The following is a 15,894-nucleotide window of genomic DNA, read 5'->3' on the forward strand; positions in this document are numbered from 1 at the left end:
CCACTTCGACCGGGGCTTACTAAATGGAAATAGCAGTAGAATCCCAAAGACTCCACCTGCTACTTACCAAAGCAACAACGCTAAGATAGTGGCCCTCTTCGTCACAAAACATGACAAATATCAGGACGATGCCGCTAGCTTTTGTGCGTGGTAATGGTAAATGGGTGAGTGCAAATAGGATTAATATATGTAAAATAATTGCACTTTTATTTAAATTAAATCTGCTTTAATGTATATTCGACTCATACTCCACCCAATGTTCTTCGGTAGCCCATCCGTGGGCTGCCGAAGAATAGCGGCTCGGGCCCGCAGTCTACCCTGGATTGTAGGCCCGGCGGCCCGCTTGGCTGGCTCGGTTGGGCCGCCGGGCAGGCTCCGCCCGTTACCAGCCAGCCTATCGAATTGGGGAAGTATACGGGGTGCATCCGCCAACGGCAAACGGTCCGTTTGAGGTTGCCGCTTCCCGTGCTTCGCTGCTAAAGCCGGCCGTTGGGGCATGGCTTTACCCTGGAAAGCCCGTCCCAGCTTTGGGGCGGGCTTTTTGGCAAGGCCGCCCCGAACATTCAGGCCGCCCGGATTGGCCTATTTCGGGAGTTAGCGCGTCATTTCGTTGGGGCCGCCACGAGTCGTAAACAGCGCGTCGCGCTGGGGCGGGCTGGTGCGCAGGTAGCGCGCCAGAAAGGCCTGGCTGTTCTTCAGGCGGGTTTCGCCGGTGCGCACCGAGGCCGTCAGGGCCCGCACGGTGGCCTGCCGCGTCTCGTCCGCAAACTGCACGGAGGCCAGAATAGCTTTGGCCTGCTGAAAATCGGCCGCAATGGGCTTGAGCAATTGCTGCAGCTGCGCATCGGTTTTGCGCGGCTGAAACTGGTGGTTGTAGTAGGTGAAGAACGCGTTCAGCCGCTCGACGGCCCGCTCCGTGAGCTGCTGGGCGCGGTTGTAATCCAGCAGCATGCGGTTGTGCTGCGTCACCTGGTATTCCTGCTCGCGCTGCCGGTTGTGGGCCTGATACATGGTGGCCAGCTGGTGTGGCTGCTCGGCCTGCCGGGCCCGGCGGCTGGCCGCCCGCAGCTGCCCCACGTAGTCCAGCCGCTCGTAGGCCGCCAGCGAATCGGCGCTGGCCCAGGGCCGGGCCGGCGCGGGCGGGGCCGTGCCCTGCTGAAACTGCGCCAGCGAGTAGGGCGCCGGCAGCAGCTGCCACAGCGGGTCGAAGGGCAGGTGAGTACGTACGAAGTCAGTCGGCGGCATCTTGAAATACGCGCTGTTGAGCTGGGGCACAAACGTGCCCTTTGCCACCGTGCCGGCCGCCCAGGCGGGGTCGAGCAGGTACCACTGGCCGCTGAGGCGCGTGGCGCACCAGGCATGGGGCACCGGCGAGAGCTGCCCGTCGGGGCGCTTGCTGAAGCCCGCCACCACGTAGGTGCGCAGGCCGAGGGCGTTGGCCAGGGCCGCGTACAGCTCGGCAAAGTCGGTGCCCACGCCGAGGCGGGTGCTCAGGGCCTGTGCCACGATGTCGGCCGGCTCGCGTGAGTAGTCCACGCTGTACATGTTGGCCGCGTCGTAGCGAAGCTGGCGCGCCACCCAATCGAAGGCCGCCCATGCCCGGTCGTCGTCGGTGGTAAAGCTGGCCTTGATGTAGCGCGCGAGCCCGCCTACGGAGCGAGCGGCCGAGTCGGGCACCTGCTGCATGCGGGCATCAATGGTCTGGTAAGCAGCCGGGAGCGGCTGTTGCTGGGCCCAGGCCGCGGCGGGCAGCAGCACCAGCGTGGCGAGAATAACAACGCGGGAAAACACGATGCGGAAGTAATAGATGGGGAGGAATGGGCAATAAAATTGGGCAAATCCAGCGAAATACCGCCGAATTTGCCCAGTTCCAGGTGGTGACGACGCGGGCTTAGCCCCGGCGCAGCACGGCGGCGGCTTCCTTGGCGAAGTAGGTCAGGATGGCGTCGGCGCCGGCGCGCTTGATGCTCATCAGCACCTCCATCATCGTCCGTTCCCCGTCGACCCAGCCGTTCTGCGCGGCGGCCTTCACCATCGCGTACTCGCCCGACACGTTGTAGGCCGTCACGGGCAGCTGGGTGTGGTTGCGCACTTCCCGAATCACGTCGAGGTAGCTCAGCGCGGGCTTGATCATCACCATGTCGGCGCCTTCCTGCTCGTCGAGGGCCAGCTCGCGCAGGGCCTCGCGGCGGTTGGCAGGGTTCATCTGGTAGCTCTTCTTGTCGCCCTTCTTGGGGGCCGAGCCCAGCGCGTCGCGGAAGGGGCCGTAGAAGGCCGAAGCGTACTTCGCGGTGTAGCTCATGATGCTCACGTGCGAAAACGCGTTGCGGTCGAGCACGTCGCGGATCCAGGCCACGCGGCCGTCCATCATGTCCGAGGGCCCGATGATGTCGGCGCCGGCGCGGGCCTGGGCCAGGGCCATCTGCCCGAGTACTTCCAGGGTGGCGTCGTTCAGGATTTCGCCCGAATCCGGGTCCACGATGCCGTCGTGCCCGTCGGAGGAGTAGGGGTCCATGGCCACGTCCGACATGATGACCACGTCGGGGAAGGCCTTTTTGATCTGGGCAATGGTGCGGGTGTAGAGCCCGTCGGGGTTGTGGCTTTCCTGGGCCAGCCGGTCCTTCAGCCGGTCATCGATGCTGGGAAAGGGCGCGAAGGACTTGATGCCGAGGTCGACGCAGGCGCCGATTTCGTCGAGCAGGCGGTCGGCCGTGAAGCGCTGAATGCCGGGCATCGACGTGACTTCGATGGTCTTATTCTCGCCCTCGATCAGGAACACGGGGTAGATGAAGTCGTGGACGGACAGGGTGGTTTCCTGCACCATGTTGCGAATGACTTCGGACTTGCGGTTCCGCCGGGGGCGGTGCGTGGGGATTAGTGCCATGAGAACGTGTAAATCAACCGGGCAAAACAGCCGGGGCAAAGATAAAGTTGCGGCGGCGGGCAGCCGATTGCCGCTGCCGCGCTCCACGCGCATGGCACCAGCCCGCCTGGCGGGCCGCGCTAGTGGCCCGAATCAGGCTGTTTGTGGGGGCCGGGCGGGGCTGCCAAGGCTGCCGACGACCAAGCGCGCTTGCACCGAGCAGGCCTGCACCGGGTTGGCCGCGCTAGGGCATGTCGCCCTTGCCGAAGCCCCAGAGCATGATGCCCAGTATCACCAGCAGGCTCAGGGCAAACAGCCCGGCCCCGGCCCAGCCGCCGACGACCACCCAAAGCACGATACCGCCCGCCAACGCCAGGAGGCTCAGAAAGTCGCGCACATCGCCGCCCCGCAGCGCCGGTGCCGCCAGCCGCCGGACCTCGGCCGGGCGCCGGGCATGGCGGCTCACGAAGGTGGCCGGTCGGGTGCGGTGCCAGGGCGCGGTGGCAGCAGCGGCCGCCGGGCGAAAGTGAACAGAGCGCAACTGGCGGATCGACCGACGAACCGGGGATGGAAGCGGAACAGCCGGGGTGGCTTCGCGGGCTACGGGCGGCGCACCTGCCGCACCGGGCCGGGCTAATTCCGGAGGACTCGGCTGGAAGTGGAAGGCTGCTTGCGGCGTGCGGCAGCCAGCGGCTAGTACACCGGTCAATACAATGAAATAACGAAGCCGGTGGCCGGCTGACAGGAGCATAATAGGCGAGGTTGATGACCTCACATATTAAAAAACTCCTGGAATATCTCCTGCCAGGCATGCTTGCCGCCGATGCCGAGCACCAGAAAATAGTCGCCCAGCAGCATGATGGCCGCGCCCACGCCCAAGCCCAGCCAGCCGCCCAGCCACAAGCCCACCGCCACGCTGCCCACGATGAGCAGCGCCCCGAGGACGATGTGCCAGGTGTCGCGGCCGGCAGCGGGGCGGGCGGGCCGACTGGCTTGGTGCCGCGCCGGCTGCCTTAGTAGTCGCGGTCGGGGCGCAAAGCGGCGCGGGCCCTGGGCGCGTAGCCGGGCCGCCACGGGGGCGGCCCGATGCCGAGGCGCGGGCTGCGCCGGCGCGGGACGGGTGCTTGCCGCTGCGGAAAGGGCAGGCTGAGCAGACGCAGGAAGTACGCTGTCGGCAGTTTCAATCGGTACGGCAACCGGCGCGGGGACGGCCGACTCAACAGGCGCCGGCTGAAACGAAAAGGCGGTTTGGGAGCTGGCGCAGCTATTGAGCAGCGCGCTGCCCAGCAGGCCCAGGCCCAGCATAAGCGGCCGGAAGCGGAAAGTAAAAAGCGTCATCGAGCGAAGGCATGAGCCGGGGCAAGATAGGCCCCGGCGCCGCTAGGTACGCAGGGCCCGCAAAGCAGTTCGCCGCCCCGGGTAAGCCCGGGGCGGCGAAACAAAGAAATCGAAGAAAAAGCCGGCCGGCTTAGCGGCGGTTGGCGCCGGCGCGCTCAGCCGACAGCGCCCGCGCCTCGCGCATCGATACCACGGCGCGCGTGGGCTCGGGGCTCTGCGAATCGTGCATCAGCACCACGGCCTCGGTGGAGTCGGTAGCCGCCACGGTGGTAAACTCCCAGCGCGGCGCGGTAACGGCCGATTTGGTGGTCTGGCAGCTGGCCAGCGAGAGGGCGGCCACGGCGAATAGCAGAGTGTAACGAGTCAGCATAACAGCGGGTTAGCGGTGAAGACGAAGCAAAACTAGCTTGCTCCGCTGCCGCCTAACCGCCGGATTCGCCGAAACCGTTCCGCCGCTGTGCGAAAATCCGGAATGGCTGGTCGAGTGGCTCGCCGGTAGCGCTAAGTCCGGCAATTCCTAAAACGCCAGAATCACCTCCTCAATCACGTCGCAGGCCTCGTGCAGCTGCTCCTCGGTGATGACCAGCGGCGGGGCGAACCGAATGATGTCGCCGTGGGTGGGCTTGGCCAGCAGGCCGCGCTCCATCAGCGTCACGCACACGTCCCAGGCGGTGCGGCCGTCGGCGGCGGGCTTGATGACGACGGCGTTGAGCAGGCCCTTGCCGCGCACCAGCTCCACCACTTCGGGGCGCTTGGCCTGCAGGCGGCGCATCCGCTCGCGGAACACCTCGCCCAGGTAGCGGGCGTTTTCGGTGAGCTTTTCCTCCAGCAGCACGTCCAGCGCGGCCACCATCACGGCGCAGGCCAGGGGGTTGCCGCCGAAGGTCGAGCCGTGCTGCCCGGGCTTGATGCCCAGCATGATTTCATTGCGCGCCAGCACCGCCGACACCGGCAGCACCCCGCCGCTCAGGGCCTTGCCCAGCACCAGCATATCGGCGTGCAGGCCCTCGTAGCAGGAGGCCAGCAGCTCGCCGGTGCGGCCCAGGCCGGTCTGAATTTCGTCGGCAATCAGCAGCACTTTGTGCCGCTTGCAGATGGCGTGGGCGTGGGCCAGGTAGCCATCCGAGGGCACTACCACGCCCGCCTCGCCCTGAATCGGCTCGACCAGGAAAGCGCACACGTGTGGGTCCTGCACGGCGGCTTCCAGGGCCGCCAGGTCATCGTAGGGCACCACCTGGTAGCCGGGCATGTAGGGCCCGAAGCCGCCGGTCGAGTCCGGGTCGGTGCTGAAGGAGATGATGCCGGTGGTGCGGCCGTGGAAGTTGTGCTCGGCCACCACGATGCGGGCCTGGTTGGGGGCAATGCCCTTCTGCTCGTAGCCCCAGCGGCGGGCCAGCTTCAGGGCGGTTTCCACGGCTTCGGCGCCCGAGTTCATCAGCAGGGCCTTGTCGTAGTTGAACAGCTCGCAGAGGTACTTTTCGGCCCGGCCGAGCTGGTCGTTGAAGAAGGCCCGCGAGGTCAGCGTGAGCTTCTGGGCCTGGTCGGTCAGCGCCTTGATGATGCGCGGGTGGCAGTGGCCCTGGTTCACGGCCGAGTAGGCCGAAAGGAAGTCGTAGTAGTGCTTGCCTTCCACGTCCCAGAGGTGCACGCCCTCGCCGCGGCTGAGCACTACTGGCAGCGGGTGGTAGTTGTGGGCACCGTACTGGTCTTCCAGCTGCATCAGGTCGTGGCTGCTGAGCTGAATGGGGGCGGCGGTAGCGGGGGGCGTGCTAACGGACATGGCGGGGAATGTTTGGGAGTGGAAAACAGGAGCGGAGAGGTTTCAAAAGTACGGAAAACGGCTGCCGATGGTACCCCGGCACGCCGCCCCTGATCCGCCGGCCACCCGGCTACGGTCAACTCGCGGCGGCGCCTACCTTTGCGGCCTTCACCTCGCTCCGCAGCCGCATGGAAATTCTTCACCACCCCGAAGCCCCCCAGGCCGTTGGCCCCTACTCGCAGGCCATTGTTACGGGCGGCCTCGTGTTCTGTTCCGGCCAGACGCCGCTCAACCCCGCCACCATGCGCATCGAAGCTACGACCATCGAGGAGCAGACGCGGCAGGCCCTGATCAACCTCGACGTGGTGCTGTCAGCCCGCGGGCTGGGGCTGGCGGACGTGGTCAAAACCACGGTGTTCCTGAAAAACTTCGCCGATTTCCAGCGCATGAACGCCGTGTACGCCGTCGTGTTCGGCACCCACCGCCCGGCCCGCACCACCGTGGAAGTGTCGCGGCTGCCGCTCGATGCCCTGGTCGAAATTGAATGTATTGCCGCCCTGCGGGGTTAAGCGCCGCAGATGAAAGCCCAGCCCCAGCCGCTGCAGCCCGGCGACTTTTACTACACCCCCGAGGGCTATATGGTCTTCACCGAGCAGTACCACCGGCGCCGCGGCACCTGTTGCGGCAGCGGCTGCCGGCATTGCCCCTGGCGCAAGAAAAAGCCCGACGGCCGGCCCTAGTGCTCCGCCGGGGCGCGCCACTGCCTGGTAAACCTGCAGCGGCTATTTTTTCTCAGATGAATTGCTGGCCACCGCGCTTCCGAGAAAGGGGCTAACGCACTATTTTTCAGGTAGAGTTTGACTTAGTCAGACTTTTACCGATATTTGCGTCCCTTTTTCTAGCATCGTCACTCCAAAGTACACATAGCCATGGCCCGAGTTTGTGACCTGACCGGCAAGCGTACCCGCGTTGGTAACAACGTGTCGCACGCCAACAACAAGACCAAGCGCAAGTTCTACCCGAACCTGCAGAAGAAGCGCTTCTACATCCCCGAAGAGGATGCTTGGGTAACGCTGCGCGTAGCCACCTCGACTATCCGCACGATCAACAAGAACGGCATCATGGCCGTGCTGAAAAAAGCCAAGCAGGAAGGCTACGTAGTATACTAGTCCCGGCTGGTTGATACCGCGCCGTTGGCTGCCTGACGCTGGTCGTCGGGCGGCCAACGGCTTTTTTGCGTCCGGCCCGATGAAGTGCCGGCCAGCCCGAAAGTTGGGCAGAAGTTGCGGCGCCGGTAGCGCAACTTCTGCCCAACTTTCGCTTCTTTTAGCCACGGCCAGCGCCACCGCCTCCGGTGCCGCGCTGAGCCCCTGCTTATTTCGGTATGACGTCGATGTCGTGGTTCCGTCGCGGAACCTTCGCGCTGCTCTGCGCGGGTGCCCTGAGCGCCGCGCCCGCCCTGGCCCAACGCCAGGCCGGCCCCGGCCGGCCCGCTGATTTTCTGGACCCCGGCTTCCACCGCGGCCGCCGCGACGCCCTGCGCCAGCTGATGCCCGCCGGTTCGGTGGCGGTAATCCTCACGGCCCCGGTGCGCAACCGCGCCAACGACATCAGCTTCCTCTATCATCAAAACCCCGACCTCTACTACCTCACTGGCTACGACGAGCCCGACGGCGTGCTGGTGCTCTTCAAGGAGCCCCAGACGGTGGGTGGGCAGAGCGGCGTGACCGAGGCGCTGTTCGTGCAGCCCCGCGACCCGAAACGCGAGCTGTGGACCGGCCGCCGCCTCGGCAAGGAGGGCGCCAAGCAGGAGCTGAAGCTGCAGTACGTGGCCGATAACAAGGACTTCGCCACCGCCGGCATTGCCTGGGACAAGTTCAGCCAAGTGCTGCTGCCCGAGCTGCCCACCGACGTGCGCGACGAGGCCGACGACCCGGCCGACCTCTTCAACCTGGTGGCCGCGCTGCGCCAGCAGGCCAAGGTGCCCGCCGACTACAACCCGCGCCTCACCGAAATTCACCAGCTGATCAGCCGCTTCGGGGTGGTCAATGCCGATAACCTGCGGCCTTATATCACCAATCAGGCCAGCCAACAGCCCGCCCTGGCCGCCGACGCCTACGTGCAGGCCTACCTCAAGGCCGACACCAAGGAGGCCCGCGAAAAAGTGGTGGCCGCCCGCCCCGCCACCCGCTTCGACAGCGGCGCGCTCAACAACGCCCTCGACGAGCTGCGCGCGGTGAAGACGCCCGAGGAGCTGAAGCTGCTGCGCCAGGCCGTGCGCATCAGTGCCGTGGGCCAGCAGGAGGTGATGAAAGCCCTGCGCCCCGATATGGGCGAAATGGAGCTGCAGGGCCTGCACGAGTACGTGTACCGCAAGTACGGCGCCGAGTACGAAGGCTACCCCAGCATCGTGGGGGCCGGCGCCAACGGCTGCATTCTGCACTACGAAGTCAACGATAAGCCCCGGGTGGGCAACGACCTAGTGCTGATGGACTGCGGCGCCGAGTACCACGGCTACTCGGCCGACGTGACGCGCACCGTGCCGCCCTCCGGCAAGTTCAGCCCCGAGCAAAAGCAGATTTACGAGCTGGTGCTGGCCGCCCAGGAAGCCGGTTTTCAGGCCTGCAAGCCCGGTGCCGCCTTCCGCGCCCCGCACGAAGCCGCCAACAAAGTCATCGTGGAGGGGCTGAAGAAGCTCGGCATCATCAAGACCGACGCGGAGGTACGCCGCTACTTCCCGCACGGCACCTCGCACTACCTCGGCCTCGACGTGCACGACCGGGGCGGCTACGGCCCGCTGCAGGCCGGCAACGTCATCACCGTGGAGCCCGGCATCTACATTCCCGAAGGCAGTGACTGCGACAAAAAGTGGTGGAACATCGGCGTGCGCATCGAGGACGACATTCTCGTCACCAGCAACGGCTGGGAAAACCTCTCCAAGGAAGCCCCGCGCAGCGTGGCCGACATCGAAGCCCTGATGGCCAAGCCCAGCGCCCTGGACGATTTCAAGCTGCCGGTGCTGAAGTAAGGCGTTGGTTTTTCGTTGCTTGTTTCTCGTTTTTCGGCTTTGCCAAGGCAGCAATGTCAGCTTTGTATAGCTGATTCAGCCCGGAAACGGGCAACGAATAACGAGAAACCAACAACGAACAACCACTCAGGTGTTTGACTTTATCAAACCATTTCGTATCTTTGCAGTCCTAAAATCGAAACCCACGTTCTGACCGTACCACGATGGCCAAGAAAGGAAACCGGGTGCAGGTAATCCTGGAGTGCACCGAGCACAAGAACTCGGGCCAGCCGGGCACCTCGCGCTACATCACGACGAAAAACCGGAAAAATACTCCGGAGCGTATCGAGTTGAAGAAATTCAACCCGGTGCTCAAGAAAATGACCGTTCACAAGGAAATCAAGTAAGCTGAGTCATGGCTAAGAAAGTAGTAGCTACCCTGAAAACCTCGGGCGGCAAAGACTGGGCTAAGGTTATCCGCGCGGTCCGCTCGCCCAAAACCGGCGCCTACACCTTCAAGGAGGAGATGGTGCCCGTTGACAAAGTGCAGGAGTTCCTCGCTACCGGCATCAAGTAAGACCTTTAGCGGGTGCGTACGGTCAAGAGGCTGTGCCAACGCCCATCCGGTGCCCCACGGGGCCACCGCTACGCGCCCGTTCACTAAGTGAAGAAGTCCCGCCTTTCCGTGGGACTTTTTTGCGTATTACCCCCGGTGTGCTGCGTGCCCAGAGCTTGGTGCCTGGGCCGGTGGCACCCACCCGTCGCCGCAGACGGCAGATGGCCGCGGCTGTCTATTTCCCAAGCACCAAGCACTAGGCACGAAGCACCAGATACATGGGCCTGTTCGATTTTTTTAAGAAGGACAAGGAAAACCAGGAGCAGCGCGAATCCCTGGACAAGGGGCTGGAAAAAACCAAAACCAGCTTCTTCGACCAGCTCAGCAAAGCCGTGGTGGGCAAGAGCACCGTCGACGAGGAAGTGCTCGACGAGCTGGAAACCGTGCTGGTGCACGCCGACGTGGGAATCGACACGACGGTGAAGGTCATCGAACGCATCGAGAAGCGCGTGGCCCGCGACAAGTACGTGAGCACCTCGGAGCTGGACCGCATCCTGCGCGAGGAAATTGCCGAGCTGCTGCAAAAGAACAACTCCGGCTCGACGGCAGTGCTGGAGCGCAGCGACCGGGCCGGCGGGCAGCCCTTCGTGATTATGGTGGTGGGTGTCAACGGCGTGGGCAAAACCACGACCATCGGCAAGCTGGCCCACCGTTTCCACTCGGCCGGTAAGAAAGTGGTGCTCGGCGCGGCCGATACCTTCCGCGCCGCCGCCGTGGACCAGCTCATCATCTGGGGCAACCGGGTGGGCGTGCCGGTCATTTCGCACGGCATGAACACCGACCCGGCCTCCGTGGCCTACGACGCGGTGCAGAAGGGCGTGGAAATGCAAGCCGACGTGGTCATCATCGACACGGCCGGGCGCCTGCACAACAAGGTGAACCTGATGAACGAGCTGAGCAAGATCAAGCGCGTGATGCAGAAAGTGATTCCCGACGCGCCGCACGAGGTGCTGCTGGTGCTCGACGGCAGCACCGGGCAGAACGCCTTTTTGCAGGCCAAGGAATTCACCAAAGCCACCGAGGTGACGGCCTTGGCCATTACCAAGCTCGACGGCACGGCCAAAGGTGGCGTGGTTATTGGTATATCCGATCAGCTGAATGTACCGGTGCGTTACATCGGCGTGGGCGAGAAAATGACCGACCTGCAGCTGTTCGACCGCCGCACCTTCGTGGATTCGCTGTTCTCTAAAAAATAAGGACGGCGTTACGTTATTGGATAAACGGTAATCCTATGGGTATCTACAAGACTCTTGTATTGGCATGCTGCGCCTTGTTGATAAGCTGTGAGGCACCTAAATACGTGTTACCGAAACAGCCTGCCCCGCCACAGGACGAAATGCAGGTTACTCTGGATGGTCGCATTATAACCTGGACGCCAGTTAAATCAGGCGCGTCTAGCGGTGGATTGCAGTCCATGGTAATCCGCGGCGCCAATGCCGACGGGCAAACGGCCATTACCGTGTATTATCAACAAACTGCGCCGGGAGCAAACTGGACCGGGTTGCAGCTGTATCGTATCGACGCGACGGTGCTCGGCCAAACGGTGCAAGTTGACCCGCCCAATGCCGTAGGTGGAATTGCCTATGATGCCATCAGCAAACGTATGAGCGGGACCTTTGCATTGCGGGGGCAAAGCACGTTTCGCATGGAGAACGGTCGTTTTGACTTCCTCTGGCAATAAATACGCAGCTTGGATGTTTTTCCAGATGTATCCTGTGGTCAAGCAGGCATACATGGTACATGTGGATTAACCATGGAAGCCTACCATCCTTGCTTTGCAAAGACAACCAATGCAGGTGAAGGCGCATCTGCTTACGCATGCAGATTATTTACAAAGCGCCCGCCCCGGCCCTGGTGCAGCCCGCCCGTCTTGATCCGTTTCTGAGCCAGAAGCTGCGGTTCTGGTCCTTGGTAGCCATGCTGCTGCTGGTATACGTGCACGCCTACAACCTGCACAGCCGCTACCTGCAGCCCTTCACGCCGGTGGACGAGCCGCTGGCGGTGGGCACGTTCCTGCAGTACTTCCTGGCCAACGGGCTGCTGCGCTTCCGCATCCCCATTCTGTTCGCCATTTCGGGCTACCTCTTCGCCCACCACGACGCGGGCACGCCGCACCGGGAGCGGGCGAAGCGGCGGCTGCGCACCTTGCTGCTTCCCTACCTGCTCTGGAGTTTGTTAGGGCTGGCCTTCACCTGGGCCCTGGAGCAGCACCCGTACACCCGGCAATTAGTGCTGAGTGCTTCGCTGAGCATTTTCGGGCCCGAGAATCCCTTCGTCAGCGGCTACTCGCCGGGGCAGCTGCTGCTGCGCTGGCTGCTGCTGCCGGTGCCGTTTCAGCTGTGGTTTCTGCGCAGCCTGCTGGTGATGAACCTGGCCTACCCGTGGTTACGTGCGGCCATCGACCGGCTGCCCGGCTTTTACTTTACCGTGGCCGGCCTGTTTTGGCTGTCCGAGTCCAGCCTGCCCCGCACCGGGCTGATGCTGCTGGGGGTAGGGGCCTGGCTGTGGCTGCGCACCACGGGCCACCGCGCGGCCCGTTGGCAGTGGCTGGGGGGCTTGGTCATCGTGAGCGGCGGGCTTATTTACCTGGCGGCCACCACCCGGCTGCTGTGGGTGGTCGAGCCGGCGTTGGGGCCGCTGATGGAAGGCTCGGGCCTACTGTTTTTCGGCCTGGGTGTGTGGCTGCGCCGCCGCGGGGCGGAGGTGCTGCTGCAGCCGCGCTGGTTTCACCTGGGGCTGTTTGCCGCGCTGTGGCTGGCCCTGCTGACCCTTAAAACCTGGCTGGCCTTCTACTTCGAGCAGCCTCCCTTTATTCCAATGCTGCTGCTGCACAAAGCCGCCGAACTGCTGGGCGTGCTGGTCATGTGGTTCGGCTCGAACGCGGTGGTGCGGGCGGCCATGCGCCGGCGCTGGTTTGTGTGGCTGACGGGCTTCTCGTTCATAATTTACGCCCTGCACGTGCCGCTGGTCAACTACGCCACCGAAGCCGTGCTGGGCCGCTGGCCGCAGCAGCTGCTGCTCACCTTTCTGCTGCTGCCGCTGGTGGTGGTGGCCCTGGCGGTGCTGCTGGGGGCGTTGCTGCGCCGTGCGGCCCCGGCCGCGTACGGCGTGCTGACGGGGGGAAGAGGGCTGTAGGCCTGGGGCGCTAAGCCGGCTGGGGAGCACGGCTAAGCCCGGGTTCTGGCGGCTCGACGTAAGCCGTATGCTCGCCCGATTCGTTTTTAACATTGGTAAAAAGAAACGCGGGCGCGGGGCCGGACCTTTGCCGCACACGTTTCCTGTTTGCCATGCATTGGGTATTTCTGGTACTGGCCGGGTTGGCCGAAGTCGCGTTTGCGTTCTGTCTGGGCAAGGCCCGGCTGGCCACTGGCTCCGAGTCGGTGGGGTGGTACGCGGCCTTCGCGGGTTGCGCGGCGTTGAGCTTTTATCTGCTCAACCTGAGTTTGGCGCATATCCCGCTGGGCACCGCCTACGCCGTCTGGACGGGCATCGGCGCCGTCGGCACCGCCGGGTTGGGCGTCCTCGCCTTCGGGGACCCGTTGACCGGCCCGCGCCTGTTTTTTCTTGCCACGCTGATCGGCTCGGTGCTGGGGCTGAAGGCGGTATCGGCCTAGGCTAGGCGGATGGCGGCTGTTTTAGCTGGGCGCGCACCCGGCTCAGCGTGACCTGCGTGATGCCCAGATACGAGGCAATGTGGCCCAGGGCCACGCGCTGCAGCAGCTGCGGGTTCTGCCGCAGCAGGTCGGTGTACCGCTCGGTGGCGGTCCGGAACTGCCGGGCCAGGAGCTGCTGCTCGGTTTGCAGCCACACGCGCTCCACCAGCACCCGGCCCCAGTTGGCCACGTGCACATCGGTCTGGTACAGCTCCTGCAGCGCGGGCATGTCGAGCCGGAACAGGGCACTGTCCTCCAGCAGCTCGATGGTTTCGTAGCTCAGCGCCTGCTCGGTGTAGCCGCGAATCGAGACGAGCACCGCGCCTTCGGCGGAAAACCAGAAGGTGACCTCCCGCTCTTCGCGCCGGGCAAAAATCCGGGCGAGGCCGCGCTGCAGCACGTAGATGTGGCGGGCCAGCTGGTCGTCGCGGAAGAGCAGGGCCCCCTTGGGCAGCTCCACGTACTCGGCCAAAGCCAGCAGTTTAGCCAGCGAAGCTTCCGGCAGCGGATAGGTGGATTGCAGAATTTCAGACAAAGTCATACGCGGCAGCATAAACGCCCAACGGCCCGCCGAAGGTCCGCAGCAGCGCGGGCAATTCAGCCAACCCACGCCCTCATTTCATTCAACCAAACAAGCACATGAACCAGCTCATCATCCGCGTAGCTACCGTACAGGACGTAGCCGAATTGCAGCGCATTGGCCGGCAGACGTTTGCGGAAACCTTTGCGGCCAGCAACTCCGAGCAGAACATGCAGAACTACCTGACCGAAGGCTTTGCCCTCGATAAGCTGATGGTCGAGCTGCAAAACCCCGACTCGGCCTTTTACTTCGCGGAGCTGGCGGGCACGGTCGTCGGCTACCTGAAAGTCAATACCGGGCCGGCGCAAACGGAAGCGCAGGCGGCCCCCGCGTTGGAAATCGAGCGGATTTACGTGCTGCGGGCCAACCAGGGGCAGCAGGTGGGGCAGGCCCTGTACGAGCAGGCCTTGACGCTGGCCGCGCAGGCCCGGGCCGAGTACGTGTGGCTGGGCGTGTGGGAAGAAAACCCGCGGGCCATTCGCTTCTACCAGAAAAACGGTTTCGTGGAATTCGGCCAGCACGTGTTTACCGTGGGCGACGACGCGCAGACCGACATCCTGATGAAGCGGCCCGTGCCCGGCGCGCGTCCTTAAACCAAAGGAACGTTCCGGCTAGGAAAAGGCGTTGCCGGGTTCGTACCTTTGCCCTCCGATTTTCGCCGGCGGCGAAAACGCGGCAATTTGTTCAGAACTAGGTGCTTCCCGAGCCGGCGCAGCGCCCCAAAACGATACGCGAAGTGAACCTTCGCGCCCTCAGCAGATGAAAGTAAAAGGCAATCGGGCCAACAAGGTCAACGTCATCACCCTGGGCTGCTCCAAGAACCTGGTGGACTCGGAAGTGCTGATGGGCCAGCTGCGCGGCAACGGCTACGACGTAACCCACGAATCGACCAAGAACGAGTCGGGCATCGTCATCATCAACACCTGCGGCTTCATCGACAACGCCAAGCAGGAAAGCATCGACACTATCCTGCAGTACGCCGACGCCAAGGAAGCCGGCAAGGTGGATAAGGTGTACGTGACGGGCTGCCTCTCGCAGCGCTACAAGGACCAGCTGGAGGTGGAAATTCCGCAGGTCGACGCCTATTTCGGCACCCTGGAGCTGCCCCAGCTGCTCAAGACCCTGAACGCCGACTACAAGCACGAGCTGGTGGGCGAGCGTCTGCTGACCACGCCCAAGCACTACGCCTACTTCAAGATTGCCGAGGGCTGCAACCGTCCCTGTTCGTTCTGCGCCATCCCGCTGATGCGCGGCAAGCACGTCGATAAGACGATGGACGACCTCGTCACCGAGGCCACCAAGCTGGCCCGCCTGGGCACCAAGGAGCTGATCTTGATTGCCCAGGACCTGACCTACTACGGCCTGGAAAAATACGGCGAGCGGAAGCTGGCCGAGCTGGTGCGCCGCATCTCCGACGTGAACGGCATCGACTGGATCCGCCTGCAGTACGCCTACCCCTCGCAGTTCCCGATGGAAGTGCTGGACGTGATGCAGGAGCGCGAAAACGTGTGCAAGTACCTCGACATGCCCCTGCAGCACATTTCGGACAACATGCTCAAGACCATGCGCCGCGGCATCACGAAGCGCCGCACGGTGGAGCTGGTCGACCAGATCCGGCAGCGCATGCCCGACATTGCCCTGCGCACCACCCTCATTGCCGGCCACCCCGGCGAAACCGAGCAGGACTTCCAGGAGCTGTACGACTTCGTGGAGAAGACCAAATTTGAGCGCCTGGGCATCTTCACCTACTCGCACGAGGAAAACACCCATGCCTTCTCCTTGGAAGATAACGTGCCCGCCGAAGTAAAGCAGGAGCGCGCCGACGCCATCATGGAGCTGCAGCAGGGCATTTCGATGGACCTGAACGAGCAGAAAGTGGGCAACACCTACAAGGTGCTCTTCGACCGCAAGGAAAGCGGCTACTGGGTGGGCCGCACCCAGTACGACTCGCCCGAAGTCGACAACGAGGTGCTGGTGCCCGCCACCGAGCAGTACGTGCGCCTCGGCGACTTCGCCCAGGTGAAGATTACCGAAGCCTCCGACTTCGACCTGTACGGCGAAGTGGTGAAGTAGCGGTT

General features: G+C 63.7%; 19 protein-coding genes. 12 read left to right on the forward strand and 7 right to left on the reverse strand.

Annotated features, from left to right (window positions below):
- Nucleotides 1–594 precede the first annotated feature (594 nt).
- The 6 genes from FDY95_RS07970 to rocD all read right to left on the reverse strand — a co-directional run bounded on the left by FDY95_RS07970 (nt 595) and on the right by rocD (nt 5,981).
- Nucleotides 595–1,791: a transglutaminase domain-containing protein gene (locus tag FDY95_RS07970; RefSeq protein ID WP_138076451.1), complete on the reverse strand. Its 1,197-nt coding sequence runs from the start codon at nt 1,789–1,791 to the stop codon at nt 595–597.
- A 100-nt stretch (nt 1,792–1,891) separates the two neighbouring features.
- Entirely contained in the window at nt 1,892–2,884 is a 993-nt protein-coding gene (hemB, locus tag FDY95_RS07975) for a porphobilinogen synthase (RefSeq protein ID WP_138076453.1), read from the reverse strand.
- A 223-nt stretch (nt 2,885–3,107) separates the two neighbouring features.
- A complete protein-coding gene (locus FDY95_RS07980; protein ID WP_138076455.1) occupies nt 3,108–3,404 on the reverse strand; it encodes a hypothetical protein in 297 nt (98 codons plus the stop codon).
- A gap of 230 nt (nt 3,405–3,634) precedes the next feature.
- On the reverse strand, nt 3,635–4,201 hold the full coding sequence (locus FDY95_RS07985) for a hypothetical protein (protein WP_138076457.1): 567 nt from the start codon (nt 4,199–4,201) through the stop codon (nt 3,635–3,637).
- 130 nt (nt 4,202–4,331) lie between these two features.
- Entirely contained in the window at nt 4,332–4,571 is a 240-nt protein-coding gene (locus FDY95_RS07990; protein WP_138076459.1) for a hypothetical protein, read from the reverse strand.
- Nucleotides 4,572–4,718: 147 nt separating this feature from the next.
- Complete coding sequence (gene rocD, locus FDY95_RS07995; protein WP_138076461.1) at nt 4,719–5,981, reverse strand: ornithine--oxo-acid transaminase; 1,263 nt, start codon at nt 5,979–5,981, stop codon at nt 4,719–4,721.
- Nucleotides 5,982–6,148: 167 nt separating this feature from the next.
- Between rocD and FDY95_RS08005 the strand changes: the two genes are divergently transcribed.
- The 10 genes from FDY95_RS08005 (at nt 6,149) to FDY95_RS08045 (ending at nt 13,197) form a co-directional block, all read left to right on the forward strand.
- A complete protein-coding gene (locus FDY95_RS08005) occupies nt 6,149–6,529 on the forward strand; it encodes a Rid family detoxifying hydrolase (RefSeq protein WP_138076463.1) in 381 nt (126 codons plus the stop codon).
- 9 nt (nt 6,530–6,538) lie between these two features.
- Nucleotides 6,539–6,700, forward strand: a complete 162-nt coding sequence (locus FDY95_RS26255; RefSeq protein ID WP_171025586.1) for a DUF5522 domain-containing protein — start codon at nt 6,539–6,541, stop codon at nt 6,698–6,700.
- A gap of 189 nt (nt 6,701–6,889) precedes the next feature.
- Entirely contained in the window at nt 6,890–7,129 is a 240-nt protein-coding gene (rpmB, locus tag FDY95_RS08010) for a 50S ribosomal protein L28 (protein ID WP_138076465.1), read from the forward strand.
- Nucleotides 7,130–7,353: 224 nt separating this feature from the next.
- Nucleotides 7,354–8,988, forward strand: coding sequence for an aminopeptidase P family protein (locus FDY95_RS08015; protein ID WP_138076467.1), 1,635 nt, complete (start codon nt 7,354–7,356; stop codon nt 8,986–8,988).
- A gap of 203 nt (nt 8,989–9,191) precedes the next feature.
- Nucleotides 9,192–9,374 carry a 50S ribosomal protein L33 gene (rpmG, locus tag FDY95_RS08020; RefSeq protein ID WP_045689232.1) on the forward strand — a complete coding sequence of 61 codons (183 nt, stop codon included), beginning with the start codon at nt 9,192–9,194 and terminating at the stop codon, nt 9,372–9,374.
- Nucleotides 9,375–9,382: 8 nt separating this feature from the next.
- Nucleotides 9,383–9,544: a DUF4295 domain-containing protein gene (locus FDY95_RS08025; RefSeq protein WP_138076469.1), complete on the forward strand. Its 162-nt coding sequence runs from the start codon at nt 9,383–9,385 to the stop codon at nt 9,542–9,544.
- Nucleotides 9,545–9,801: 257 nt separating this feature from the next.
- The gene (gene ftsY, locus FDY95_RS08030; protein WP_138076471.1) at nt 9,802–10,779 is read left to right on the forward strand and encodes a signal recognition particle-docking protein FtsY; all 978 of its coding nucleotides are present in this window, start codon (nt 9,802–9,804) and stop codon (nt 10,777–10,779) included.
- A gap of 35 nt (nt 10,780–10,814) precedes the next feature.
- Nucleotides 10,815–11,264: a hypothetical protein gene (locus FDY95_RS08035; RefSeq protein ID WP_138076473.1), complete on the forward strand. Its 450-nt coding sequence runs from the start codon at nt 10,815–10,817 to the stop codon at nt 11,262–11,264.
- A gap of 137 nt (nt 11,265–11,401) precedes the next feature.
- Nucleotides 11,402–12,718 (forward strand): acyltransferase family protein, encoded by a 1,317-nt coding sequence (locus FDY95_RS08040; protein ID WP_138076475.1) that lies wholly within the window; start codon nt 11,402–11,404, stop codon nt 12,716–12,718.
- 152 nt (nt 12,719–12,870) lie between these two features.
- On the forward strand, nt 12,871–13,197 hold the full coding sequence (locus FDY95_RS08045; protein ID WP_138076477.1) for a DMT family transporter: 327 nt from the start codon (nt 12,871–12,873) through the stop codon (nt 13,195–13,197).
- Between the two features lies 1 nt (nt 13,198).
- On the opposite strand, the gene FDY95_RS08050 is transcribed toward FDY95_RS08045, so the two are convergent.
- Nucleotides 13,199–13,777 carry a Crp/Fnr family transcriptional regulator gene (locus tag FDY95_RS08050; RefSeq protein ID WP_171025587.1) on the reverse strand — a complete coding sequence of 193 codons (579 nt, stop codon included), beginning with the start codon at nt 13,775–13,777 and terminating at the stop codon, nt 13,199–13,201.
- A gap of 98 nt (nt 13,778–13,875) precedes the next feature.
- On the opposite strand from FDY95_RS08050, the gene FDY95_RS08055 reads away from it, so the two are divergent.
- Both FDY95_RS08055 and rimO read left to right on the forward strand, forming a co-directional pair.
- On the forward strand, nt 13,876–14,409 hold the full coding sequence (locus FDY95_RS08055; RefSeq protein WP_138076481.1) for a GNAT family N-acetyltransferase: 534 nt from the start codon (nt 13,876–13,878) through the stop codon (nt 14,407–14,409).
- Between the two features lie 166 nt (nt 14,410–14,575).
- Nucleotides 14,576–15,889: a 30S ribosomal protein S12 methylthiotransferase RimO gene (gene rimO / locus FDY95_RS08060; protein WP_138076483.1), complete on the forward strand. Its 1,314-nt coding sequence runs from the start codon at nt 14,576–14,578 to the stop codon at nt 15,887–15,889.
- The last annotated feature ends 5 nt before the right edge of the window (nt 15,890–15,894 follow it).

This window comes from Hymenobacter jeollabukensis (assembly GCF_005771675.1).
GTDB classification, from domain to species: Bacteria; Bacteroidota; Bacteroidia; order Cytophagales; family Hymenobacteraceae; genus Solirubrum; species Solirubrum jeollabukense.

What these genes read in the sequence shown, in the direction of transcription:
- hemB (WP_138076453.1), bottom strand. Translation starts at nt 2,884, where the DNA reads ATGGCACTAATCCCCACGCACCGCCCCCGGCGGAACCGCAAGTCCGAA.
- FDY95_RS07985 (WP_138076457.1), bottom strand. Translation starts at nt 4,201, where the DNA reads ATGACGCTTTTTACTTTCCGCTTCCGGCCGCTTATGCTGGGCCTGGGC.
- FDY95_RS07990 (WP_138076459.1), bottom strand. Translation starts at nt 4,571, where the DNA reads ATGCTGACTCGTTACACTCTGCTATTCGCCGTGGCCGCCCTCTCGCTG.
- rocD (WP_138076461.1), bottom strand. Translation starts at nt 5,981, where the DNA reads ATGTCCGTTAGCACGCCCCCCGCTACCGCCGCCCCCATTCAGCTCAGC.
- FDY95_RS08005 (WP_138076463.1), top strand. Translation starts at nt 6,149, where the DNA reads ATGGAAATTCTTCACCACCCCGAAGCCCCCCAGGCCGTTGGCCCCTAC.
- FDY95_RS26255 (WP_171025586.1), top strand. Translation starts at nt 6,539, where the DNA reads ATGAAAGCCCAGCCCCAGCCGCTGCAGCCCGGCGACTTTTACTACACC.
- rpmB (WP_138076465.1), top strand. Translation starts at nt 6,890, where the DNA reads ATGGCCCGAGTTTGTGACCTGACCGGCAAGCGTACCCGCGTTGGTAAC.
- FDY95_RS08015 (WP_138076467.1), top strand. Translation starts at nt 7,354, where the DNA reads ATGTCGTGGTTCCGTCGCGGAACCTTCGCGCTGCTCTGCGCGGGTGCC.
- rpmG (WP_045689232.1), top strand. Translation starts at nt 9,192, where the DNA reads ATGGCCAAGAAAGGAAACCGGGTGCAGGTAATCCTGGAGTGCACCGAG.
- FDY95_RS08025 (WP_138076469.1), top strand. Translation starts at nt 9,383, where the DNA reads ATGGCTAAGAAAGTAGTAGCTACCCTGAAAACCTCGGGCGGCAAAGAC.
- ftsY (WP_138076471.1), top strand. Translation starts at nt 9,802, where the DNA reads ATGGGCCTGTTCGATTTTTTTAAGAAGGACAAGGAAAACCAGGAGCAG.
- FDY95_RS08035 (WP_138076473.1), top strand. Translation starts at nt 10,815, where the DNA reads ATGGGTATCTACAAGACTCTTGTATTGGCATGCTGCGCCTTGTTGATA.
- FDY95_RS08040 (WP_138076475.1), top strand. Translation starts at nt 11,402, where the DNA reads ATGCAGATTATTTACAAAGCGCCCGCCCCGGCCCTGGTGCAGCCCGCC.
- FDY95_RS08045 (WP_138076477.1), top strand. Translation starts at nt 12,871, where the DNA reads ATGCATTGGGTATTTCTGGTACTGGCCGGGTTGGCCGAAGTCGCGTTT.
- FDY95_RS08050 (WP_171025587.1), bottom strand. Translation starts at nt 13,777, where the DNA reads ATGACTTTGTCTGAAATTCTGCAATCCACCTATCCGCTGCCGGAAGCT.
- FDY95_RS08055 (WP_138076481.1), top strand. Translation starts at nt 13,876, where the DNA reads ATGAACCAGCTCATCATCCGCGTAGCTACCGTACAGGACGTAGCCGAA.
- rimO (WP_138076483.1), top strand. Translation starts at nt 14,576, where the DNA reads ATGAAAGTAAAAGGCAATCGGGCCAACAAGGTCAACGTCATCACCCTG.